The following is a 21,115-nucleotide window of genomic DNA, read 5'->3' on the forward strand; positions in this document are numbered from 1 at the left end:
TCTAAGGATCAGACCCAGACTTTCGACTGGGTCAGGACTCGTTCGGTTTTACGCTTTCGAGAAGCATGTCCAGCCATTCGGTCACCTTGTCCCGGTGCTTGTCGCTGGGCAGTTGGGCGGCTCGCCAGGCGATGCCGCGTACGCCGTGGTTCTGGAGAAGTCTTGCCAGCGGATCGCCCGCCGAAGCGGCCGCGGCCGGTACGGTTTCGCGCGCTCTTCCGGCGAAGTCCTGGAGCAGTTGCTGCTCGGTCCGCTGGAGCGCGTCGGTGAGGGCGTCGGCGTCGTGGGCGGTGAGGAAGCCCGCGTGGACGCCGAAGAAGCGCTGGATGGCGTCACAGTGCTCCATGGTGGGCCGCCGGTCCCCGTTGATCAGGGCCCCGGCCTGCTGCCGGGACATGGCGGCGCCGTCCGCGATCTCCTGCTGCGTGTACCGGCGTCCGTTGGACTTGACCCGGGTGCGGCGCAGCAGGTCGAGGCGCTGGAGGAAGCGGGCCTGGAGATCGGGTTCACCGGCGGGCCGGCCGTCCAGCAGGGTCCTGACCACGTCCGCGGGGACGCCGGAGGCCTCGGAGAGCCGGCGCAGGTCGAAGACCTGGTTCAGGTCGCGGCCCATTTTGCCCGCGAGTTCGGCGACGCGCGTGACGGTGGCTGCCAGGGGCGCGTTGGCCACCGCGACGGGAGCCGGGAAGCCGTCTGTCACCAGTGGTTCTCCTAGATCGCGCGAGGTCGGTACGGGCACATGGTCGGCTCCTGGAATCTAGCCGCTTACGCTGCGGAGGGCTAGAACTTGCCACAGCTGTGGCGGGAATGAGCTGTCAAGAGGCTGGAATTGCCACAATAGTTGACACTCGAATGAAGTCGGTAGCAGGATCGCCACACGGAAATGAAGATCCAGACCGTGAGGAGGGGGAGCTCTCGGTGCCACATCTCGCAGCGGTGGGCCCGTCCGATGGCCTCGCCCGAGCCGGTGAGGAGCGCCTGGCGGGCGATGAGTCCGCACGCGGCGCCGTGCGGTCAGAGCGACGCAAGGAGATTTTGCGCCAACGCCGGGAAGAGCTGGGGCTGAGCCAGGAGGACCTGGCGGCACGGCTGCGGATCAGCGTGCGTGCGTACGGAAACTGGGAACGCGGCCTGGTCAAGGAGTGGACGGACCGCAAACTGCTCGCCCTGGCCGAGGCCTTGGAGATGAGCGAGCGGCAGCGCTTCTGGCTCTTCCGGGTCATGGTCGACCGCGACCCGCCGCCCACCTGGCGCGCGGCCGAGGAGAACCGGCTGCCCGAGGACCCGGCCCAGCGTGACTACCTGTGTGACTACGCGGCCCTGATGGAGGCCGTGCCCTACCCGAGTTTCCTGGTGGACCACCGTTGGGACGTGGCCCTCACCAACTCGGCCTTCGACCGGCTGTTCCAGTCGGTGCGTCCGCACCCGACCGCCCTGCCGGACGACAACTTCCTGCGCTTCGTGCTGTTCCACCCGGACGCCGCGGCCGTGCTGGAGGACCACGAACCGGCCTGGTGCGTACCGCTGTTGGCCCGCTTCGCGACCGCGCTGGAGGCCGCCCCGGAAGACGAGGGGCTGCGCAGCATCCGTCAGGAGGTGGCCCGCGATCCCTTCATGGAGGCGGCCTACCGGTACGGCGTGCCGCACTGGCTGACCACGCACGGGGCCGACGCCGCCGAGCAGGACGGCGCGGTGCGCACCGTGCGCCATCCCGACCCGGGTTGGGGACTGGTGCGCTGCCGGATGGTGGCCGAATCCAGCCGCATGCTCGACTCGATGGGACTCACCCGGATCACCCTGATCCTCTCGGCGCCGCAGGGTGCGCCGACCGGTCCGGTCCGGGGCGGCGGCGTACCGCAGCTCCAGGGACCGAGGCTGCGCGCCGTGCCGCCGCTGGGGGAATGACCCGGCGGGGGACACTGGTGTCACGAAACGTGGCACTGCGAAGGGCGGTAAGGGCGTGCGGCTGACGATCCTCGGCGGGGGCGGATTCCGGGTACCGCTCGTCTACGGAGCACTGCTCGGCGACCACGCCGAGGGCAGGGTGTCGCAGGTGACCCTGTACGACGAGGACCCCGGGCGGCTGGGCGCCATGGCCCGGGTGCTCGCGGACCAGGCCGCCGGCGTGCCGGACGCACCCGCCGTCACCGCCACCGCGGACCTCGACGAGGCCCTGCGCGGAGCGGACTTCGTCTTTTCGGCCATTCGTGTCGGCGGGCTGGACGGGCGCGCCGCCGACGAGCGGATCGCTCTGGCCGAGGGAGTGCTGGGCCAGGAGACGGTGGGCGCGGGCGGGATCGCGTACGGCCTGCGGACCGTGCCGGTGGCCCGGGAGATCGCCCGCAGGATCGCCCGCATCGCACCCGAGGCCTGGGTCATCAACTTCACCAACCCGGCCGGTGTGGTCACCGAGGCGATGGCCGAGGCGCTCGGGGACCGGGTGATCGGGATCTGTGACTCGCCGGTGGGGCTCGGGCGTCGGATCGCCCGGCTGCTGGGTGCCCGGCCGGAAGAGGCCTGGATCGACTACGTCGGCCTCAACCACCTGGGCTGGGTGCGCGGGCTGCACATCGGCGGCCGCGACGAGCTGCCGCGGCTGCTGGCCGATACCGAGGCCTTGGAGTCCTTCGAGGAGGGCCGGCTCTTCGGGGCCGACTGGCTGCGCTCGATCGGCGCGATCCCCAACGAGTACCTGCACTACTACTACTTCAACCGTGACACGGTACGGGCCTACCAGGAGGCCAAGCAGACCCGCGGCGCCTTCCTGCGCGACCAGCAGCGCGGCTTCTACGCCCAGGCGGGCCGCGCCGGGCAGCGTCCCGGGGAGGCGCTGGCCGCCTGGGACCGGACCCGGGCCGAGCGCGAAGCCACGTACATGGCCGAGAACCGCGAGGCGGCGGGCGTCGGCGAGCGCGACGAGAGCGACCTGGAGTCCGGCGGCTACGAGAAGGTCGCCCTGGCGCTGATGCGGGCCATCGCCCGGGACGAGCGGGCGACGCTGATCCTCAACGTCCGCAACCGCGGCACGCTCTCGGCGCTCGACGCGCAGGCGGTCATCGAGGTCCCGTGCCTCGTCGACGCCAACGGGGCCCACCCGGTGGCCGTCGCCCCGCTGCCGCTGCACGCGACGGGACTGGTGACCTCGGTCAAGGCGGTCGAGCGCGAGGTACTGGCCGCCGCGGCGAGCGGTTCCCGGGCGGACGCGGTCAAGGCCTTCGCGCTGCACCCGCTGGTGGACTCGGTGGCGGTGGCCCGGCGGCTGCTCGACGGCTACGCGGCGGAGCACCCGGGCCTCGCCCACCTGGGCTGATCCGACCCGGGGTTCACCCGTACGGCCCCGAGCCGGGTGCGCCCGGCCGGGAGCGCTGTGAGAGTGCGAGGTGTGACCACTGCCCCCGCCACAGCGCTCCCGGCGCCCCCCGTGCTCGACCGGCGGCGGCGCAACGTCATCTTCGGGACGATCATGCTGGGCGTCCTGCTGGCCGCCCTCGACCAGACGATCGTGGGCACGGCCCTGCCCACGATCGTGGCGGACCTCGGCGGCGGCGACCACATGTCGTGGGTGGTCACCTCCTATCTGCTGGCGGAGACCGTCGCGACGGTGCTGGTGGGCAAGTTCGGTGACATGTTCGGCCGGAAAGTGATCTTCCAGATCTCCGCGGTCGTCTTCGTCACCGGCTCCTTCCTGTGCGGCCTCGCGGGCAACATGACCTTCCTCATCCTGTGGCGGGGCGTGCAGGGCATCGGCGCGGGCGGACTGATGGTCACCTCCATGGCGCTGATCGCCGATGTGGTGCCGCTGCGCGAACGGGGCAAGTACCAGGGCGCGATCGGCGCCGTCTTCGGAGTCTCCACCGTCATCGGGCCGCTGCTGGGCGGGCTGTTCACCGACAACCTGTCCTGGCGCTGGTGCTTCTACGTCAACGTGCCCATCGCCGTCCTGGTGGTCGTCGCGGCCGCGCGCACGATCCCCTCGGTACGGGCCGCCGGCCGACCCGTCATCGACTACCTCGGCATCGCCCTCATCGCGATCGGCTCCAGCGCCCTGATCCTGGCCACGAGCTGGGGCGGCAACGAGTACGCCTGGACCTCGGGCACGATCATCGGCCTCTTCGCGGGCGGCGCGCTGGCCCTGGCGCTGTTCTGCCTGGCCGAGATCCGGGCCGCCGAGCCGATGCTGCCGATGCGGCTGTTCCGCAACCCCGTCTTCACGGTCTGCTCGGTGCTGAGCTTCGTCGTCGGCTTCGCGATGCTCGGCGCGATGACCTTCCTGCCGACCTACTTGCAGTACGTCGACGGGGATTCGGCCACCGTGTCGGGCGTGCGGACGCTGCCGATGGTCATCGGGCTGCTGATCGCCTCCGTCTTCAGCGGCAACGTCACCAGCAAGACCGGCCGCTACCGGATCTTCCCGATCGCCGGCAGCGCGGTGATGGGCCTCGGGCTGTACCTGCTGTCGCTGATGGGGCCCGGGACCAACGCCTGGCTGGAATCCCTGTACATGTTCGTCCTCGGCGTCGGCATCGGCCTGTGCATGCAGGTGCTGACCATCGCCGTGCAGAACACCGTCGACTACGCCGACCTCGGCACGGCCACCTCCGGCGTCACCTTCTTCCGTACGCTCGGCAGCTCCTTCGGGACCGCGGTCTTCGGGACGATCTACGCCAACACCCTGACTCCCGCGCTCAAGACGGCGGTGGGCGAGGCCGCCCGGGCCACCGGGCAGGATCCGGCGCAGCTCGGCGCGGCCGCACAGAGCCCGCAGGGGGTGCGCGGACTCGACCCGCAGGCGGCCGCCCCGGTGATCGCCGCGTACGCGGACACCTTGCAGACCGTGTTCCTGTGGACCGTGCCGGTGGCGCTGGCGGGCTTCGTCGTCGCGCTCTTCCTCAAGCAGGTCAAGCTGCGCGACAGTGCCCGGGCCGGCTCCACCGACATGGGCGACGGATTCGCCTCGCCCGCCACCGCTTCGGGGGACTCGGCGAAGCTGCTGGAGCTGGCGGTCGGCAAGCTCGTACGGAGCATGGGGCCGGAGACCGCCCGGGGCATCGTGGACGCCTCCGACACGCGGCTCGACATGGCGGGGGCGTGGGCGGTGATGCAGGTGGACCTGCTGACCCGGACGGTCGGCCATGCCAGCCTGGGGCTGATCGCGTCGCGGCGGTCGCTGCCGCCGGAGGTGCTGGTGCCGGTCTTCGACCGGATGGTGGAGGAGGGGTACCTGACGCGGGAGAACGGCTACTTCGCGCACACCCCGGCGGGGGAGCGGGAGGCGGCCGTCATCTCGGGCGCGTGGGCCCAGTGGCTCGGGGACCAGCTGGAGAAGGATCGGGGCCGGCCGCGCAGCGCGGAGCTGCGGGTGGCGGCGGACGCGATCGCGAAGCGGCTGCTGGCCGAGGACCTGGGGGAGGGCAACTTCGCGCCACGGGCGGCGGCGGGCCGGCGGTAGGGTCCGGGCCGGCGGCTGTGCCCGTCAGACGGTCGGATAGTCGTATGGGGGCGTGGTCGGGAGGGTGGCCGGGCTCCCGGTCGGGAGGCCGTCCGGAAGGCTGGGCGCCGGTTCGGGGCGCCAGTCCGGGCGCCAGGCGCGGATGACCCCCGCGGAGGGGGCGTAGAGCGCGTCGGGGATCGCGTCCGGGGCGAACCACTGCCAGCGGGCGATCTTGTGGGGCTCGGTGACGGTCGGGGTGCCCTCGGCGGCTTCGGTGACGGCGGCCGCCGTCAGCCTGGTCACCCCGGACTGCGCGTCGATGCGCACGGACAGGATCCGGATGCCCTCCGGGGCCGCCCGCAGGTCCGTCTCCTCGGCCAGCTCGCGCGCCGCGGCCTGCTCGAAGCCCTCCCCGGGGTCGACCTTGCCGCCGGGCAGCTCCCAGCGGCCGTCGTGCGCCTGGCCGAGCAGGATGCGGCCGTCGGCGCCGACGACGACCAGGCCGACGCCGACCACGGCGTTGGGCTCGGGGACGGAGCGCTGCCGGGCGGCGGGGGAGTTCATGAGCGTCCTTCCGAGGAGGGGGTGGAGGGGCGGGCGCGGACGTGCATCCGCTCGCCCTGCGGGCCGAAAAGGCTGAGGAACTCGGCGGGCTGCGGGCCCGCGTTGAAGAAGGCGTGCGGGGTGTGGGTGTCGAACTCGGCCGCCTCGCCGGGGGTGAGGACCAGGTCGTGCGCGCCCAGCAGCAGCCGGACCCGCCCGGAGAGCACGTACAGCCACTCGTAGCCCTCGTGGACGCGCAGTTCCGGGAGGGGTTGCGCGGCGTCGCGCGGCGGGAGGATCTGCTTGAAGGCCTGCACCCCGCCGAAGTTCCGGGTCAGCGGTACGTACGTGTCGCCGTGCCGTACGAAGGGCCGCGGGCGGATCCGCGGATCGCCGGTCTCGGGGGCGCCGACCAGCTCGTCGAGCGCCACCCGGTGGGCCCGGGCCAGCGGCAGCAGCAGCTCCAGGGTCGGCTTGCGCCGGCCGGACTCCAGCCGGGAGAGGGTGGAGAGTGAGATCCCGGTCACCTCGGAGAGCTGGGCCAGCGTGGTGCCGCGCTCCTGGCGCAGCGCGCGCAGCCGGGGGCCCACGGCGGTGAGCACGCCGGCGAGCTCTTCGTCGTCGCGCCCGCGTTCCGGCGCTCGTTCCGGTTCTTGTCCCCGCTCTTCCGTGGCCATGGTTCCATTTGCCGGTTTGGCAACACCATTTGTCAAGCGGGCACTCTCGGGCACACCCTCGCCGTTATGGACAAGGTGAAGGTGATGGTGATGGAAGAACGGTTCGACGTGGTCGTCGTGGGCGGCGGGGCCGCCGGCCTGGCCGGGGCGCTGACGCTGGCCCGGGCCCGCCGTTCCGTGCTGGTGATCGACTCCGGCAGCCCGCGCAACGCCCCCGCCGCGCACATGCACGGCTACCTCGGCCACGACGGGGCGAGCCCCGCCGAGCTGCTGGCCAGGGGGCGGGCGGAGGTGGCCGGGTACGGCGGGGAGGTCCGGTCCGGCGTGGTCGTCGCCGCGGACCGGCTGCCCGACGGGGAGTTCCTGGTCCGCTGCGCGGACGGCCGCGCGGTGCGCGCGCGGCGGTTGCTGGTCGCGACCGGCCTGGTGGACGAGCTGCCCGCCGTACCGGGGCTGGCGGCCCGCTGGGGACGGGACGTGCTGCACTGCCCGTACTGCCACGGCTGGGAGGTACGGGACCAGCCGCTGGCGGTACTGGCCACCGGGCCCCTCGCCCTGCACCAGGCGCAGCTCTGGCGGCAGTGGAGCGGACATGTGACGCTCCTGTCCCACACGTGGCACCTCACCGCGGAGGAGCGGGAGCCGCTGGCGGCCCGGGGCATCGCGGTGGTGGAGGGCGAGGTCACCGGCCTGGCCGTGGCCGAGGACCGGCTGGTCGGGGTGAGCCTGGCCGACGGCGGGACGGTGGAGTGCCGGGCGCTCGTGGTGGCCCCGAGGTTCACCGCCCGCGCCGGCGTCCTGACCGGCCTGGGGCTGCCGGTCGCCACCCTGGAGCGGGACGGCCATGTGATCGGCACCTGCGCCGACGCCGACCCCGCGACGGGTGCGACCGCGCTCCCGGGGGTGTGGGTCGCGGGGAACGTCGGCTCCCCGGTGCAGCAGGTCGCGGGCGCGGCGGCGCAGGGCGTACAGGTGGCGGCGGCCGTCAACGCCGACCTGGTGGAGGAGGAGACGGGGCTGGCGCTGCGGGAGTACCGGACCGCATAGGACTGGTGTGCGGGTTTCGGCCAGGGTCCGGCCGCGCAGGCTCTGGGCGGTCTGATCGTCATACGGCGCATCGGCCTTCCACGGGTTCGTCGGCTTCAGGGGGCGCAGTGGCACATGTGCTGGTCATCGGCGGGGGCATCGGAGGGCAGGCCACCGCGCTGCTCGCGGCACGCGCCGGACACGGCGTCGAGCTCTTCGAACGGGAAACCCGGGCCCCCGGCACCGCGCTCGACCGCGACTTCTTCGGCTGGCGCCGGCCGACCGTACCGCAGGCGACCCAGCCGCACGCGCTGCTCGGCGCCGCACGCAACGTACTGCGCGACGAACTGCCCGACGTGTACGCGCAGATGCTCCGGCTCGGCGCCCGCGAGCGGCACGAGCTGGACTGGTTCGACGTACGACCGCCCGCGCGGCCCGGGGACGAGGACCTGGTCATGCTGCAGGCCCGGCGCATCGTGCTGGAGAGCGCCCTGGCCACCGCGCTGCGCGCCGAACCGGGCGTCGTGGCGCGGTACGGGGAGCCGGTCACCGGGCTGACCTCGGTCCAGGACACCTCCGGGATCCGTGTGACGGGAGTGACCACCGGGGCAGGTGCGTACGAGGGCGACCTCGTCGTCGACGCGGGCGGCCGGCGCGGCGGCGCCGAGCACCGGCTCGCCGCGGCGGGCTGCCGGCCCGCCCTCGTGGAGCGGCACCGCACGGGGCTCGCGTACTTCTGCCGCTGGTACCGGCTGCCCGAGGGGCAGGAGGAGGGGCCGCGCCGGCCCTGGGCGGTGACGGGCGGCAGCTTCGCCGGGTGCGCCGTCTTCCCGGCCGACAACCGGCTGTTCGCCGTCACCCTCTTCGTGCACACCGAGGACACCACCCGGTCGGCGTTGCGCGATCCGGCCGTGTTCGAAGCCGCCGCGCGGGCCTTCCCGCCCGGTGCGGCCTGGCTGGTGCCGGGGATCGAGCCGCTCTCGGAGGTCCTGGCCACCGCGAGCCTCGACAACCGGTGGAGCCCGTACGTCGACGAGCAGGGGCCGGTGGCGGCCGGGCTGATCCCCGTCGGTGACGCCATCACCCACACCAACCCGACGTTGGGGCAGGGTACTTCGCTCGCGCTGTGGGCCGCGCTCCGGGTGGCCCGTACGGCGCACCGGGACCCGGGATCGCTGACCTTCGCCGCCGACTACCACGCGTGGGCCGTGCGCACGCTGAAGCCGTGGTTCGACTTCCAGGTCGTCGCCGACGCGGCCATCGGGGAGCGGTTCGCGACCCGGGCCGTGCGTACGGGGACGGCGCGCGATGTGGCGGCGCTGTTCGACTGCGCGCTGGAGGACCCGGAGGTGATGCGGGCCCGCGCCCGGGTGCGCCACCTGGCCGAGCCGCCGGAGCGTGCGTACGCGGACCCGGAGGTACGGGCCCGGGTGGCGCGGTGGCTGGCGGCGCGCCCCGACTACGCCCCGAACACGGCGGGCCCGGACCGCGGCCAGTGGGAGAAACTGACGGCAGGCTGACCCGCGCCGAGCCGGGCCGCCAGCGTCGGAACTTCGGGTCAGGCGCACACGGGGTGGGAAGGATCATCCAGCCATGCCGTCTGACCCTCAGGGCCCACGGTGAGACCGAAGCGGTCGAACTCGGGTCGACCCTGCTCCTCCCACCATCGGTAGGCGGCTTCCCTCTCGTCCCAGAGCCGCCGGGGACCGGACTGCACTACGAGGTAGTCGCGCGCCCCGGGTTCGTAGTCGATGGACGCCCACGACTGTCGGTCGTCGCCGTACAGCCACAGGACGTAGGTGTTCACGTCCTCGTCGTCCCGCTCCACTGCCCAGAACATCCCGGGCGCGCGGAGATTGACGGCGAACTGAGTAGCCCACCCGTCGATGTCTTCGGGGGAGAGGGGGGTATTGCTCTGGATGCCGTCAGCTGGCCACTCCTCGCCCCGGAGATACACCTCATGGCGTGCACGGTCGGGACGCTGCTGCCGAAGGCGCATGAACGCACTGGGGCGCGTGAAGTGTCCCGAAGCCCTACCGGGCTCGGTCACGACAAGCCGGGCGATACCTTCACCGCCGTTACCCGGACCCCAGGGGGCGACGATCAACCCACCGGTAACCGTCTGCTCCACCCATGTGTACGGGACATCACCGATCGAGCACGTGGCGATGATCCGGTCGTACGGAGCGCGACTCGGGTACCCGAGCCGGCCGTCACCCACGACCGTCGTCGGAGAGAGACCAGCGTCCGCCAACCGGTCGGCCGCACCCCTCGCTACCTCGGGGTCGAACTCCACTGAGACGACGTTCTCGGCGCCGATCCTGTGCGAGAGAAGAGCCGCGTTCCAGCCGGTACCGGTTCCGATTTCGAGCACCCGCATGCCGTCGTGCACGTCCAAGTCACCGAGCATGGAGAAGACCATTTCGGGCTTGGAGTTGGAGCTACTCGGCGTTGTCCCTACGTCGTCGCCGTCGTGCTCGCCGTCGTCCCACTGCGTAGTCAGAGGGATGTCCGAGTAGACGGCCTTGAGCCAGCCTTCGGGGTCGGTGCGGTAGTCCACGGCCCGGCCCTGGCGGGTGCCGGCCGGGATGCCCGGCCAGATGCGCTCAGGGACGAACAGCTCACGCGGGACCGCGTGGAACGCCCCCAGCCAATCTGTCTGCAATGCGCCCGACACAACGAGCGCAGAGGCGAGCCCCGTAGGGCCCGCCTCCTCTTTGCGCGCGGTCATGTACCCCTACTTCTTCGGGCCGGAGCCGTCGGAGGAGTTGCCACCGCTGCCGGTGTCCGTGCCGCCTCCGCCGTGCCCGCGTCCGCTGCTGCCGTCATCCTGCTGGCTGCCGCCCTGACCGCTTCCGGTACCGCCACCGTGCTTGGGCATCGAGTGTCTCCTCTTGTCGCCGGATGGTGTGGGGGTCGAGGCGGGGTCGTACGTCACCTCGCCGCGTCGGCAGCAATATTGACCAGGACCGGAGGCAGTTCCTAGCCGGTTTCCTGTTCCGTCAAAAAGCTGTCTCGGATGCCGTCTAGGAAGGTCCGCATCTCATCGCCGGACAAGGCCGCTTTCTCGAACCCTTCGAACTTCCGGACGTACATTTCTACGTCGCGTGGATCCGTTACGACTATCTCGGCATGCACGCTCTCAACTGTCACCATGCGATCGTCGCGGATGACGAAGGCGTGATTGGCGATGTCCGATTGAGGGGCGGACAGCGGCACGATCCTGATGTCCACGTGTGCGAGTCGGGACATGGAGACGATCCGGTCGAGCTGCGCGGCCATCATCTGGGGTGGGACGATCCGCCAGCGAAGGACGGGTTCGGTGATGACGAACCGGAACTTCTTCGTGCTGTCGAACAGCACCGCCTGACGCTCAAGTCTGCCGCTGATCGTCCGCGTGAGCGCGTCCTCCCCCAGGGCGTGGCGCTGGAGGACGGCGCGGATGTACTCGGGTGTCTGGAGCAGCCCGGGTACCAGGGCGGGCTGGAACAGCCGCAGGACCGCCATTTGAGCTTCCAGGGCCTTCGCCGCCAGCTGGCCCTTGTGGATGCCGGCCCGCTTGAGGAGCCGCCACGCGATGGCCTCCGTGGTCGCCGCACGGGCCGCTTCCGTGTACTCGGCCTTGATGGCGTCAGAGACACCTATGGCCGTGAGGATGCGCTCCACGTCCGTCGCACTCGGCAAGAGATTGGCGTTCTCGATCTTGGAGAGCTTGGACGGAGACATGAGGGCGCTACGGGCGACCGCTTTGGCTTCCTTGCCGGACGCCCCTCGCAGTGCCCGCAGCGCGGGCCCGAGCTGTGCCTTGTTCACTCGCCGTACTTGGCCCACCAGTCGGTGAACGGCTCCGCGTGGGCGAGTGCCGTCTCTCGGTAGGTGACGTAAGCGGCGGCTTCGTCCGGCGGCAGAACGTGTGCCCCGAGATACGCGCCGGTTTCGTCGTACCGCATGACAGCTGTGTCCTTGGAGTCGAAGAGCCAGAAGTCCGGAGCGGTTTCGAGAGGGTTCGGTGCGTCCGTCACGTCGAGGATGAAGAACTCTTCCCCGCCGGTCATGTTGGTCCGGTAGCCCCAGCCCAGTTCGAAACGGAGGTATTCCGTGAGCGGGCGCCTGAGGACGTGCACGCGGTACACCCGCTTGCCCGCGGTGGTCAGGTCCCGGAGCTCGTTGACCCAACCGGCGTTATAGCCTTCCGGCTGCTCCTGGCCAGTCTGGAACATCCGATAGGCGTCCACGTTCCCCGAGCCGCTGTAGTCGTCGAGGGTCTCCAGGCGGAACGCCTCGCGCTCGAAGTCGTCGAAGAGATCTCCGAGGGTCCTAGATGAGGCCATCGGCGATGGCCTTCTTGATCAGCTCGACGGGGATCTCCACGAGGGTTTCGTGAGCGGGAATCTTGAGTCCGTGGTCGGTGGGCGTCTCACCCTGGACGAGGAACGTGCCCCTGTCGGTCGCGTAGATCGTCGGGCAGTCCTTGAGGTCACAGGTGCTGATCAGCCTGGTCACCTTCATGGCGTCCGGTTCCCTTCTCCCGTTCGACGGAGTGCCGCGTTCGATGTTCCCGAGCCCGTGCGGCCGGGGTCAAGCGATCACGGTTGAGGGAACGGGAAACCGGGCGTGTCTACGTGTCCTTCCAGCCGAGGACCTCGGCTAGGTCGTAGCCGACTACCTCCTCCAGCTGGGCGTAGGTGCAGCTTGCCGGGGTCCGGTCGGGGCGCCAGCGGCGGAACTGCGCGGTGTGCCGGAAGCGGTCGCCCTCCATGTGGTCGTAGGCGACCTCGCAGACCCGCTCGGGGCGCAGCGGGACCCAGGAGAGGTCCTTCTTGCCGGTCCAGCGGCTCTGCGCGCCGGGCAGCCTGGCGCCCTCGTGGGCCGACTCCTCGGCCCAGGCGGCCCAGGGGTGCCCGGCGGGGTCCGCCATCCGCAGTGGTTCGAGCTCCTCCACCAGTTCGGCCCGGCGCTTCATGGGGAAGGCGGCGCAGACGCCCACGTGCTGGAGGGTGCCGTCGGCGTCGTACAGCCCGAGCAGGAGCGATCCGACAATCGGACCGCTCTTGTGGAAACGGAAACCCGCGATGACGACGTCGGCCGTACGCTCGTGCTTGATCTTGAACATGAGACGGGCATCGGGCCGGTAGGGGAGATCGAGGGGTTTGGCGATCACCCCGTCGAGCCCGGCGCCCTCGAATCGCTCGAACCACTCCTGCGCGAGCGCGGGGTCGGTGGTCGCGGGCGCGAGGTGAACGGGGGGCCGAGCGGTGGAAAGGGCATCGACGAGCGCGGTACGGCGGTCGGCGAGCGGGGTGCCGAGGAGCGCCTCGTCGCCGAGCGCGAGCAGATCGAAGGCGACGAAGCTGGCGGGGGTCGCCTCGGAGAGTGTGCGGACGCGGGACGCTGCGGGGTGGATGCGCTCGGTGAGGCGGTCGAAGTCGAGCCGCCCGCCCTGAACGATGACGATCTCGCCGTCCATGACGCACCGGGCCGGCAGGTTCTCCTTCAGGGCCGCCACCAGCTCCGGGAAGTACCGGGTCAGGGTCTTGCCCGTACGGCTGCCGATCTCGATCTCGTCGCCGTCGCGGTGGACGATGGCCCGGAAGCCGTCCCACTTGGCCTCGTACTGCATGCCGGGCGGGATCTTGGACACGGACTTGGCGAGCATCGGCTTCACGGGCGGCATCACCGGCAGGTCCATGCTTCAGATTCTGCGACGGTACGTCCGGACCCGCCCGGTATGCGCACCCGGCCGCGCCCGCCTACCGTGGCGCACATGGGTGCTGCGGGCAATGCGATCGAGCTGGACGCGGGCGGACGGGCCGTACGGCTCTCCAACCCGGGCAAGGTGTACTTCCCCGAGCGCGGTCTCACCAAGGGGGACGTCGCCGCGTACTACCTCGCGGTCGCGGACGGCATCACCCGCGCGCTGCGCAACCGGCCCACGACGCTGGAGCGGTTCCCCGACGGGGTGGAGGGCGAGTCCTTCTTCCAGAAGCGGGCCCCGAAGAACCTGCCCGACTGGATCCCGACCGCCCACATCTCCTTCCCGAGCGGTCGCACGGCCGACGAGATCTGCCCGACCGAACCGGCGGCCGTCCTGTGGGCGGCCAACCTGGGCTGCCTCACCTTCCACCCCTGGCCCGTGCGCCGTACCGACACCGACCGGCCCGACGAACTGCGCATCGACCTGGATCCACAGCCGGGCACCGACTACCACGACGCGGTGGCAGCCGCGCACGAACTGCGCGTACTCCTCGAAGAGCTGGGACTGCGGGGCTGGCCCAAGACCTCGGGCGGACGCGGGCTGCACGTCTTCGTGCCGATCGCACCGCGCTGGACCTTCACCGAGGTCCGCCGCTGCGCCATCGCCATCGGCCGGGAGCTGGAGCGCAGGATGCCGGGGAAGGTCACCACCGCCTGGTGGAAGGAGGAGCGCGGCGAGCGGATCTTCGTCGACTACAACCAGACGGCCCGCGACCGCACCATCGCCTCCGCCTACTCCGTCCGCCCGCGCCCGCACGCCCCTGTCTCGGCGCCGCTGCGCTGGGACGAGCTGGACGACGCGGAGCCGCGCGACTTCGACATCGTCACGATGCCGGCGCGCTTCGCGGAACTGGGCGACCTCCACGCGGACATGGACGACCACGCCTTCACCCTCGACGCCGCCCTGGAACTGGCGGACCGCCACGAACACGACCACGGCCTGGGCGACATGCCCTACCCGCCGGACTACCCGAAAATGCCGGGCGAACCCAAACGCGTCCAACCGAGCCGCGCCAAGCACGAGGACTGACCCCCGCCACCTGGTGAGATCCGGCGGTCAGTGAATTTCGGCTCCCCGGCACCATCGCGCGGAGAGATCACCGATGCTTCGGTCGTCCGGGGGCCGGGGGGAAACTCTGAGCAGTCGTCATGCCCGAGCGTCGGGTCTCGTTGACGACCACTGCTCGCGCGCTCTGCCACGGGTGTGGCGACGGTCAAGGTCGCGGCGGCCGCGCCCGCCGCGGGCGTCGACCTGACGGCGGTCGGGTTCGGCGTACCAAGACCGAGTGGGTGCCGGGCAAGGCGCACACCGGCACGTTCACCACGAACACCACCGACGCCACGACCCTGACCGTCACGGGCAAGGGCACCGACGTGATCTGCAAGGGCGACACCGGCGGCCCGCTGCTGAACGCGGCCGGCGAGCTGGTCGGCATCAACAGCCGCTTCTGGCAGGGTGGTTGCCTCGGCATCGATGCGGCCGAGACCCGTACCGGGGCGCTCTCGACGCGGGGCGCTGCCTGAACGTCTCGGGTGCGGGTCCGACCTGGGGCAACCTCACGCCGATCATCCTGTTCGACTGTACTCCCGGCGCCGGGAACGAGAAGTTCGAACCCGTCGTGTGAGTCTTCGAGCCCTCGGGCCCCGAGCCCTTGAGTCGCTGACCAACCGTGCCCGCCGGCCCACACGCCGGCGGGCACGGTTTTGCGCTCTGTGGAGCGGGTTGTTGATCAGGCGTTGATCGGACGTACATCGGTTGCCGCGAGGCTCTGCGGCATGTCGATGAACACCACTACCGCCACCGCCACCAGCGCTACCGCTTGGTACGAGCTCGCCCTGTGCGCCCAGACGGGCCCGGGCTTCTTCTTCCCCGAGCCCGGCTCGTCGCTGCGCGACGCGAAGCGGCTGTGCGGGGCGTGCGAGGGGCGGGCGGCGTGCCTGGAGTACGCCCTGGCCAACGACGAGCGCTTCGGCGTCTGGGGCGGCCTCTCGGAGGCCGAGCGCCTGGCCCTGCGGCCGCGCGGCTGACCGTACGAGCGGATCGACCGGACAACGCGAAGCCCTGGCAGGGCGGTGCTCTGCCAGGGCTCGGGTCGTAGTGCCGATCAGCCCTTGCGGGCCGCGATGCGCGCCGCGCGGGCGGCCAGGCGCTCGTCGAACTTGCGGGCCTCGCCGTCCAGGCCGTTCATGAAGAGCCCGAGCTCCTCCTGGGCCTTGTGGCCCTCGGGGCCGAGGCCGTCGATTTCCATGATCTTCAGGAAGCGGATCACGGGGCTCAGTACGTCGTCGTGGTGGATCCGCAGGTTGTAGACCCCGCCGATCGCCATCTGGGCGGCCATCCGCTCGAACCCGGGCATGCCGTGTCCGGGCATCCGGAAGTTCACGACGACGTCCCGCACGGCCTGCATCGTCAGGTCCGGGGCGAGCTCGAAGGCGGCGCCCAGCAGGTTGCGGTAGAAGACCATGTGCAGGTTCTCGTCCTGCGCGATGCGCGCCAGCATCCGGTCGCAGACCGGGTCACCGGACTGGTGGCCGGTGTTGCGGTGCGAGATGCGGGTCGCGAGCTCCTGGAACGCGACGTACGCCACCGAGTGCAGCATCGAGTGGCGGTTGTCGGACTCGAACCCCTCCGACATGTGCTGCATCCGGAACGCTTCGAGCTTGTCCGGGTCCACGGCGCGCGAAGCCAGCAGGTAGTCGCGCATCACGATGCCGTGGCGGCCCTCCTCGGCGGTCCAGCGGTGCACCCAGGTGCCCCAGGCGCCGTTGCGGCCGAAGAGGGAGGCGATCTCGTGGTGGTAGCTGGGGAGGTTGTCCTCGGTCAGCAGGTTCACGACCAGCGCGATCTTGCCGATGTCGGTGACCTTGGACTGCTCCGGGTCCCAGGCCTCTCCGTCCTCGAAGAAGCCCGGGAAGTTCCGGCCGTCGCTCCACGGGACGTACTCGTGGGGCATCCAGTCCTTGGTGACCTTCAAATGGCGGTTGAGCTCCTTCTCGACCACCTCTTCCAGCGCGTACAGCAGCTTGGCGTCGGTCCACGCCTCCGAGCTGCCGAGGTGGGGAGAGGTGATCGTCACGGGTACTCCTGGGTGCAAAGCGAATTACCTACGGTTCCGTAGCCTACGGAGTCGTAGGTTAAGCGCGACATCAAGGCCAGCCAAGCCCCAGTCGTGGGTATGCCCGGCTACATCCCGTTATCTGTGCAGTTTAGGACGGCTCTGACTGGGCAACCCGGGACCAAAGTCACGCGAGCAGGTGGTCCGCCGCCCCCGCCTTGACGGCCGAGACCATGGCTCGGAAGGCGTCGATCGAGTCCGTGACGTACGTCGCGGAACCGGTGGTTCCGATGTACGCCCGGCCCTCGGCGTCGCGCCCGAAGCGGAAACAGTTGGCCCCCTCGCTGCAGAAGGCCTCCCCCCAGGCGATGGCGGGGCCGGCCGAGGGGGCGGCGAGCGTGGCGGGGGCGGCGGGCGCCACGGGAGTGTTCGTCGGCGTCGTGTTCATGGAGTCTTCTCGTCTCCTCGTCGGGATCCGGTCGGCCGGTCAGAGCGTCTGGGCGATGGCGCGGATGAAATCGCGCGAGGCCGCGGCCGGCAGTGCCAGCGTGCGCAGCCGCTCCAGCAGCCCCCGGTAGCGCATCAGCTTCATGTGGGAGTCCAGCAGCATCGAGCCGTGCGAGCTGTCGAGCTGCACGGTGTCCAGCTGGCATATCGAAGCGGCGGCGTACGTGAAGGACTGCCCGGCGCCGGGGAAGCCCCCGGCGGTGAACGGGATGACCCGCACCGTCGTACGCGCCCGCTCCGACTCCTCCAATATGTGCTCCAGCTGCGCCCGCGCCACCTTCGGCCCGCCGAACTGCATCCGCAGCGCGGCCTCGTGCACCACCGCCCCGTACAGCGGCGGCCGTTCGCGCGCGAAGATCTGCCGGCGGTTCATCCGCAGCGCGAGGCGCGCCTGGAGATCCGGCTCCGGCAGCGGCGGGTCGGCCGTGTCGAAGACCGCCCGCGCGTGCGCCTCGGTCTGGAGCAGGCCGGGTATGTGCGTGGTCACGGCGGTGTTCAACTCGACCGAGTGGTGCTCCAGTTCGCAGATGTCCAGGAGGGCGGGCGGCAGCATCCCCCGGTGCTGCTCCCACCACCCCTTGTCCCGCTCCTGCGCCATCGAGGCCAGCAGGTCGACCAGACCCGGGTCCGGGCAGTCGTAGTTGAAGGCGAGGGTGCGCACGCGCTCGGCGCTGATGCCTATCCGGCCCGACTCGATGTTCGGGATCCGGGTGCGGTCGACGCCCAGGAGCGCCGCGGCCTGCTGGACCGTCATTCCCGACTGCTCGCGGAGCTTGCGCAGCTCGGAGCCGAGGCGCTGCTGCCGCGCGGTCGGCGTACTCCTGGGTGGCATGGATCCCCCTATCCTCCGGACCGCGGACAGGTGGCGCTGCCCGTATCGATGCCGGATATGCCATGAGAAAACATCAAGTGGTCGTACAAGTAGTAGCACTGTGCACCGGGTTACGCTACGGTCGGTAGTGCAAGTCTCACACGGGGCGACGCCGAGCCCTTGTATGGCCACAGGCGGGTTTGATCACAAGCTTTCGATCACGCCGCCCCCTTCAGAACTTGGAGCAGCACGATGACGGGCACCCTCCGTGGCCTGCGGTCGGTCCACGAGTTCCGGCAGGCCCCGCCCGAGGCGGAGAAGCTGCGCTACTCCATAGGCCTGCCCGGCGGCGCCTACTGCGCGGGCAGCGCCCGCTCCGCCGTACGGGCCCTGCTCACCCGGCACGGGCTGCGCGACCTGCTCGACACGGCGGCCCTCGCCGCCTCGGAACTCGTCGCCTGCGCCCACCGGTTCACACCTGACAAAGAGATGGTGCTGAAGATCCGATGGCAGTTCGACGCACTGCGGATCGTCGTCTACGACCAACACCCCGCGCACTCCTCGCCCGATGCGAGCGAGGAGTGCCGGCGCAGCCGCAGCCGTGAGATGTGGCTGCTCGCCGCGGCGGTCGAGGCGTGCGGCGGGGACTGGGGGCTCACCCCCGTCCTCACCCCCTCGGGCGGCACGAAATCCTGGGCCTTACTCCCGCTGCCCCTGCCGCTCCCCTTGTCCTGACCCCCTGACCCCCTGACCCCCTGACCCTTGCCCTGCAGGATCACCCCTGCCACCGGGACTCCCGGACCTCCTCGGCCGTCGTCGGGCGCAACTCGCCGTCGAGCAGCAGCCATCGCGTGATGCCGATCGACTCAAGGAACGGCACGTCGTGGCTCGCCACCACGAGCGCCCCCTCGTACGAGTCCAGCGCGTCCGTCAACTGCCGTACGCTCGCCAGGTCGAGGTTGTTCGTCGGCTCGTCCAGCATGAGCAGCTGCGGAGCCGGCTCGGCCAGCAGCAGCGCCGCCAGCGCCGCCCGGAACCGTTCGCCGCCCGACAGCGTGCCCGCCGGCCGGTCCGCGCGGGCTCCCCGGAGCAGGAAGTGCGCGAGCCGGGCCCGGATCAGGTTGTTCGTGGCGTGCGGGGCGAACCGCGCCACGTTCTCCACCACCGAGCGGTCGTCGTCCAGTACGTCGAGGCGCTGCGGCAGGTACCGCGTCGGTACGTGCGTCACCGCCTCCCCGGACTCCGCGGCGAGTTCTCCCGCGATCGTCCGCAGCAGGGTGGTCTTGCCCGAGCCGTTGCCGCCCACCAGTGCGATCCGCTCCGGGCCCCGCAGCTCCCACTCGCCCGGCACCACGGCCCCGTGGGCCAGCCGTAGATCCGCCAGTGTCAGCACGCGCCGCCCCGGCGGGACCTGGGTGGCGGGCAGTTTGATGCGGATCTCGGCGTCGTCCCGTACGGCGTCCACCGCCTGGTCCAGCCGCTCCTTCGCCTGCGCCAGCTTCTCGGTGTGCATGATGCGGTGCTTGCCGGCCGACTCCTGCGCCGCGCGCTTGCGGGCGCCCATGACGATCTTCGGTTCGCGCTTGGTGTCGTTCATCTTCTGGCCGTACCGCTTGCGCCGCGCCAACTTGGCGTGGGCGTCGGACAGTTCGCGCTTCTGCCGCTCCACGTCGGCTTCCGCGACCCGGACCATCCGCTCGGCGGCCTCCTGCTCGGCGGCGAGCATCTCCTCGTAGTCCGTGAAGTTGCCGCCGTACCAACGGACTTCGCCGTCGCGCAGGTCGGCGATCTGGTCGACCCGCTCCAGCAGCTCCCGGTCGTGGCTGACCAGGACCATCACCCCGGACCAGGACTCGACCGCCGCGTACAGGCGGCGCCGTGCGCGCAGGTCGAGGTTGTTGGTCGGCTCGTCGAGCAGCAGTACGGCCGGCCGGGCCAGCAGCAGGGCGGCCAGCCGCAGCAGTACGCACTCGCCGCCCGACAGTTCGCCGACGGTGCGGTCCAGGCCGATCCGGGCGAGGCCGAGCTGGTCGAGCGTGGCCAGGGCCCGCTCCTCCACGTCCCAGTCGTCGCCCACGGCGGCGAAGTTCGCCTCGGTGGCCTCGCCCGCCTCGATGGCGTGCAGGGCGGCGCGGGTGGTGTGGATGCCGAGCGCCTCGTCCACGCGCAGGGCGGTGTCGAGGGTGACGGTCTGCGGGAGGTAGCCGACCGTGCCGGCGATGGACAACTGGCCCTCGGAGGGCTGAAGTTCACCGGCGAGCAGTCTCAGCAGGGTGGATTTCCCGCAGCCGTTGAGTCCGATCAGGCCGGTACGGCCGGGGCCGACGGCGAGTTGGAAGCCGTCGAAGACGGGGGTTCCGTCGGGCCAGTCGAAGGACAGGGCGGAGCAGGTGATGAAAGTCGGAGCATGGCTCATGGAGGCCTCCAGGTTGCGTGAGTGGTGCGTGCAACGCGGGGAGACAGCCGACGGTCAGACGGTGACGGTGGTCAGGCGGTGACGGGGGTCGGTGTCTCGGACCTCAGAAGAGCAATGTCCTACTCCGTTCGACGGCAATGGGGCGCCTACGAAGTTACGGGCGGCCGAAGCCGCCCGCAAACGAATTAGGACCTCAGCATCAGCAGGAGCCGCGCATCAGCTCGGCCAGACCGTGGTCGACGTCGAGGTACAGGTGCTCCAGGCCCGGCGCCACGACCGTCGAGGCCCGTTCCAGGAACCGGTGCAGTTCGGCGGTCAGCATCAGCACGATCGCCACGCCCTCGGGTGCGTGGAACTCGATGGTGGTGCGGTCGGCGTCGTACGGGCGCACGCGCACGTCGCCGTAGCCGGCCGGACGGTCCAGCCCCGCCTCCAGCAGCTCGCGCGCGAAGGTCCACGAGACCTCGATGCCTTCCAGGGTGGCGGGAGCGGGGAAGGCCATGCGGACGGCGAAGGGATCCGAACGGTCGTAGCAGAGCGTGACGGGTACGGTGTCGACCTTCGGCGCGGTGGCGACCAGTCGGGCCTGCACGGCCTGCTCGATGACAGTGATCAAGGCTCGCTCCCTTGCTGCGGATCTGCGGCCGGGATATGGGGTGGAACCCGGCAACCGGATAGACGCCGGATTCGGCAAATCCGTGCACGCGAAGTTGCGTGAGCTGTGTCACCGGTTGGCCGGAACCCATCTGTGTGATCGCACAGCGTAACGGGGGAGCGGATGTGCGGGCAGGTGCCCCTATCGGTTCCGCAGGCCTCGGGGTGGTCTCAGTACGGCTGGTTACCGCTCACTCCACAGGCGCAAGGCCCGGCCCCCGTCCCCCTGTGGGCTACGCC

Annotated in this window: 23 protein-coding genes; 9 read left to right on the forward strand and 14 right to left on the reverse strand. The window is 70.9% G+C overall.

Going from position 1 to position 21,115, the window contains the following annotated elements:
- Positions 1–31: 31 nt before the first annotated feature.
- Positions 32–700, reverse strand: coding sequence for a helix-turn-helix domain-containing protein (locus ACZ7GJ_RS01930; RefSeq protein ID WP_365919022.1), 669 nt, complete (start codon positions 698–700; stop codon positions 32–34).
- A 335-nt stretch (positions 701–1,035) separates the two neighbouring features.
- Here ACZ7GJ_RS01930 and ACZ7GJ_RS01935 point away from each other — a divergent pair, with 335 nt between their 5' ends.
- The 3 genes from ACZ7GJ_RS01935 (at position 1,036) to ACZ7GJ_RS01945 (ending at position 5,449) form a co-directional block, all read left to right on the forward strand.
- Positions 1,036–1,905 carry a helix-turn-helix domain-containing protein gene (locus ACZ7GJ_RS01935; RefSeq protein ID WP_470748416.1) on the forward strand — a complete coding sequence of 290 codons (870 nt, stop codon included), beginning with the start codon at positions 1,036–1,038 and terminating at the stop codon, positions 1,903–1,905.
- Positions 1,906–1,960: 55 nt separating this feature from the next.
- A complete protein-coding gene (locus ACZ7GJ_RS01940) occupies positions 1,961–3,310 on the forward strand; it encodes a 6-phospho-beta-glucosidase (protein ID WP_470748418.1) in 1,350 nt (449 codons plus the stop codon).
- 72 nt (positions 3,311–3,382) lie between these two features.
- Positions 3,383–5,449, forward strand: coding sequence for an MDR family MFS transporter (locus ACZ7GJ_RS01945; RefSeq protein WP_470748420.1), 2,067 nt, complete (start codon positions 3,383–3,385; stop codon positions 5,447–5,449).
- A gap of 24 nt (positions 5,450–5,473) precedes the next feature.
- Here ACZ7GJ_RS01945 and ACZ7GJ_RS01950 read toward each other — a convergent pair whose 3' ends face one another.
- Positions 5,474–5,995, reverse strand: coding sequence for a nucleotide triphosphate diphosphatase NUDT15 (locus ACZ7GJ_RS01950; RefSeq protein WP_470748422.1), 522 nt, complete (start codon positions 5,993–5,995; stop codon positions 5,474–5,476).
- The gene (locus tag ACZ7GJ_RS01955) at positions 5,992–6,651 is read right to left on the reverse strand and encodes a helix-turn-helix domain-containing protein (RefSeq protein WP_470748424.1); all 660 of its coding nucleotides are present in this window, start codon (positions 6,649–6,651) and stop codon (positions 5,992–5,994) included. Before ACZ7GJ_RS01955 ends, ACZ7GJ_RS01950 begins: the two co-directional genes overlap by 4 nt.
- A gap of 66 nt (positions 6,652–6,717) precedes the next feature.
- Between ACZ7GJ_RS01955 and ACZ7GJ_RS01960 the strand changes: the two genes are divergently transcribed.
- Both ACZ7GJ_RS01960 and ACZ7GJ_RS01965 read left to right on the forward strand, forming a co-directional pair.
- On the forward strand, positions 6,718–7,698 hold the full coding sequence (locus ACZ7GJ_RS01960; protein ID WP_470748426.1) for an NAD(P)/FAD-dependent oxidoreductase: 981 nt from the start codon (positions 6,718–6,720) through the stop codon (positions 7,696–7,698).
- A 107-nt stretch (positions 7,699–7,805) separates the two neighbouring features.
- Positions 7,806–9,197 (forward strand): NAD(P)/FAD-dependent oxidoreductase, encoded by a 1,392-nt coding sequence (locus ACZ7GJ_RS01965; RefSeq protein WP_470748428.1) that lies wholly within the window; start codon positions 7,806–7,808, stop codon positions 9,195–9,197.
- Positions 9,198–9,235: 38 nt separating this feature from the next.
- Here the strand turns inward: ACZ7GJ_RS01965 and ACZ7GJ_RS01970 are convergent, their stop codons facing one another.
- From ACZ7GJ_RS01970 to ACZ7GJ_RS01995, 6 genes are all read right to left on the reverse strand, one after another.
- Positions 9,236–10,408, reverse strand: a complete 1,173-nt coding sequence (locus tag ACZ7GJ_RS01970; RefSeq protein WP_470748430.1) for a methyltransferase domain-containing protein — start codon at positions 10,406–10,408, stop codon at positions 9,236–9,238.
- Between the two features lie 6 nt (positions 10,409–10,414).
- On the reverse strand, positions 10,415–10,558 hold the full coding sequence (locus ACZ7GJ_RS01975) for a hypothetical protein (RefSeq protein ID WP_354383220.1): 144 nt from the start codon (positions 10,556–10,558) through the stop codon (positions 10,415–10,417).
- A 101-nt stretch (positions 10,559–10,659) separates the two neighbouring features.
- Positions 10,660–11,490, reverse strand: a complete 831-nt coding sequence (locus ACZ7GJ_RS01980) for a helix-turn-helix domain-containing protein (RefSeq protein WP_470748432.1) — start codon at positions 11,488–11,490, stop codon at positions 10,660–10,662.
- Positions 11,487–12,008, reverse strand: coding sequence for a DUF6879 family protein (locus ACZ7GJ_RS01985; protein WP_470748434.1), 522 nt, complete (start codon positions 12,006–12,008; stop codon positions 11,487–11,489). Before ACZ7GJ_RS01985 ends, ACZ7GJ_RS01980 begins: the two co-directional genes overlap by 4 nt.
- The gene (locus ACZ7GJ_RS01990) at positions 11,995–12,186 is read right to left on the reverse strand and encodes a hypothetical protein (RefSeq protein ID WP_467944749.1); all 192 of its coding nucleotides are present in this window, start codon (positions 12,184–12,186) and stop codon (positions 11,995–11,997) included. Before ACZ7GJ_RS01990 ends, ACZ7GJ_RS01985 begins: the two co-directional genes overlap by 14 nt.
- A gap of 109 nt (positions 12,187–12,295) precedes the next feature.
- Entirely contained in the window at positions 12,296–13,366 is a 1,071-nt protein-coding gene (locus ACZ7GJ_RS01995; protein WP_470748436.1) for an ATP-dependent DNA ligase, read from the reverse strand.
- A gap of 75 nt (positions 13,367–13,441) precedes the next feature.
- Between ACZ7GJ_RS01995 and ligD the strand changes: the two genes are divergently transcribed.
- From ligD to ACZ7GJ_RS02010, 3 genes are all read left to right on the forward strand, one after another.
- Positions 13,442–14,461 (forward strand): non-homologous end-joining DNA ligase, encoded by a 1,020-nt coding sequence (gene ligD, locus ACZ7GJ_RS02000; protein WP_470748438.1) that lies wholly within the window; start codon positions 13,442–13,444, stop codon positions 14,459–14,461.
- Between the two features lie 260 nt (positions 14,462–14,721).
- A complete protein-coding gene (locus ACZ7GJ_RS02005) occupies positions 14,722–14,955 on the forward strand; it encodes a trypsin-like serine protease (RefSeq protein WP_470748440.1) in 234 nt (77 codons plus the stop codon).
- Between the two features lie 252 nt (positions 14,956–15,207).
- A complete protein-coding gene (locus ACZ7GJ_RS02010; RefSeq protein ID WP_470748442.1) occupies positions 15,208–15,459 on the forward strand; it encodes a WhiB family transcriptional regulator in 252 nt (83 codons plus the stop codon).
- Positions 15,460–15,536: 77 nt separating this feature from the next.
- On the opposite strand, the gene ACZ7GJ_RS02015 is transcribed toward ACZ7GJ_RS02010, so the two are convergent.
- The 3 genes from ACZ7GJ_RS02015 to ACZ7GJ_RS02025 all read right to left on the reverse strand — a co-directional run bounded on the left by ACZ7GJ_RS02015 (position 15,537) and on the right by ACZ7GJ_RS02025 (position 17,826).
- Positions 15,537–16,508 (reverse strand): acyl-ACP desaturase, encoded by a 972-nt coding sequence (locus ACZ7GJ_RS02015; protein ID WP_470748444.1) that lies wholly within the window; start codon positions 16,506–16,508, stop codon positions 15,537–15,539.
- A gap of 166 nt (positions 16,509–16,674) precedes the next feature.
- A complete protein-coding gene (locus ACZ7GJ_RS02020) occupies positions 16,675–16,935 on the reverse strand; it encodes a hypothetical protein (RefSeq protein ID WP_470748446.1) in 261 nt (86 codons plus the stop codon).
- 39 nt (positions 16,936–16,974) lie between these two features.
- Entirely contained in the window at positions 16,975–17,826 is an 852-nt protein-coding gene (locus ACZ7GJ_RS02025; protein WP_470748448.1) for a helix-turn-helix domain-containing protein, read from the reverse strand.
- A gap of 231 nt (positions 17,827–18,057) precedes the next feature.
- Here ACZ7GJ_RS02025 and ACZ7GJ_RS02030 point away from each other — a divergent pair, with 231 nt between their 5' ends.
- The gene (locus ACZ7GJ_RS02030) at positions 18,058–18,540 is read left to right on the forward strand and encodes an ATP-binding protein (RefSeq protein WP_470748450.1); all 483 of its coding nucleotides are present in this window, start codon (positions 18,058–18,060) and stop codon (positions 18,538–18,540) included.
- A gap of 40 nt (positions 18,541–18,580) precedes the next feature.
- On the opposite strand, the gene ACZ7GJ_RS02035 is transcribed toward ACZ7GJ_RS02030, so the two are convergent.
- Together ACZ7GJ_RS02035 and ssgD are read right to left on the reverse strand one after the other, a co-directional pair.
- Positions 18,581–20,221, reverse strand: coding sequence for an ABC-F family ATP-binding cassette domain-containing protein (locus ACZ7GJ_RS02035; RefSeq protein ID WP_470748452.1), 1,641 nt, complete (start codon positions 20,219–20,221; stop codon positions 18,581–18,583).
- A 199-nt stretch (positions 20,222–20,420) separates the two neighbouring features.
- A complete protein-coding gene (ssgD, locus tag ACZ7GJ_RS02040) occupies positions 20,421–20,837 on the reverse strand; it encodes a spore wall synthesis regulator SsgD (protein WP_470748454.1) in 417 nt (138 codons plus the stop codon).
- Positions 20,838–21,115 lie beyond the last annotated feature (278 nt).

The sequence above is a fragment of the Streptomyces sp. NPDC037242 genome (genome assembly GCF_055604165.1).

What these genes read in the sequence shown, in the direction of transcription:
- ACZ7GJ_RS02030 (WP_470748450.1), top strand. Translation starts at nt 18,058, where the DNA reads ATGACGGGCACCCTCCGTGGCCTGCGGTCGGTCCACGAGTTCCGGCAG.
- ACZ7GJ_RS01990 (WP_467944749.1), bottom strand. Translation starts at nt 12,186, where the DNA reads ATGAAGGTGACCAGGCTGATCAGCACCTGTGACCTCAAGGACTGCCCG.
- ACZ7GJ_RS01960 (WP_470748426.1), top strand. Translation starts at nt 6,718, where the DNA reads ATGGACAAGGTGAAGGTGATGGTGATGGAAGAACGGTTCGACGTGGTC.
- ACZ7GJ_RS01975 (WP_354383220.1), bottom strand. Translation starts at nt 10,558, where the DNA reads ATGCCCAAGCACGGTGGCGGTACCGGAAGCGGTCAGGGCGGCAGCCAG.
- ACZ7GJ_RS01950 (WP_470748422.1), bottom strand. Translation starts at nt 5,995, where the DNA reads ATGAACTCCCCCGCCGCCCGGCAGCGCTCCGTCCCCGAGCCCAACGCC.
- ACZ7GJ_RS02020 (WP_470748446.1), bottom strand. Translation starts at nt 16,935, where the DNA reads ATGAACACGACGCCGACGAACACTCCCGTGGCGCCCGCCGCCCCCGCC.
- ACZ7GJ_RS02010 (WP_470748442.1), top strand. Translation starts at nt 15,208, where the DNA reads ATGTCGATGAACACCACTACCGCCACCGCCACCAGCGCTACCGCTTGG.
- ACZ7GJ_RS01995 (WP_470748436.1), bottom strand. Translation starts at nt 13,366, where the DNA reads ATGGACCTGCCGGTGATGCCGCCCGTGAAGCCGATGCTCGCCAAGTCC.
- ligD (WP_470748438.1), top strand. Translation starts at nt 13,442, where the DNA reads ATGGGTGCTGCGGGCAATGCGATCGAGCTGGACGCGGGCGGACGGGCC.
- ACZ7GJ_RS02035 (WP_470748452.1), bottom strand. Translation starts at nt 20,221, where the DNA reads ATGAGCCATGCTCCGACTTTCATCACCTGCTCCGCCCTGTCCTTCGAC.
- ACZ7GJ_RS01970 (WP_470748430.1), bottom strand. Translation starts at nt 10,408, where the DNA reads ATGACCGCGCGCAAAGAGGAGGCGGGCCCTACGGGGCTCGCCTCTGCG.
- ACZ7GJ_RS01985 (WP_470748434.1), bottom strand. Translation starts at nt 12,008, where the DNA reads ATGGCCTCATCTAGGACCCTCGGAGATCTCTTCGACGACTTCGAGCGC.
- ACZ7GJ_RS02025 (WP_470748448.1), bottom strand. Translation starts at nt 17,826, where the DNA reads ATGCCACCCAGGAGTACGCCGACCGCGCGGCAGCAGCGCCTCGGCTCC.
- ACZ7GJ_RS01955 (WP_470748424.1), bottom strand. Translation starts at nt 6,651, where the DNA reads ATGGCCACGGAAGAGCGGGGACAAGAACCGGAACGAGCGCCGGAACGC.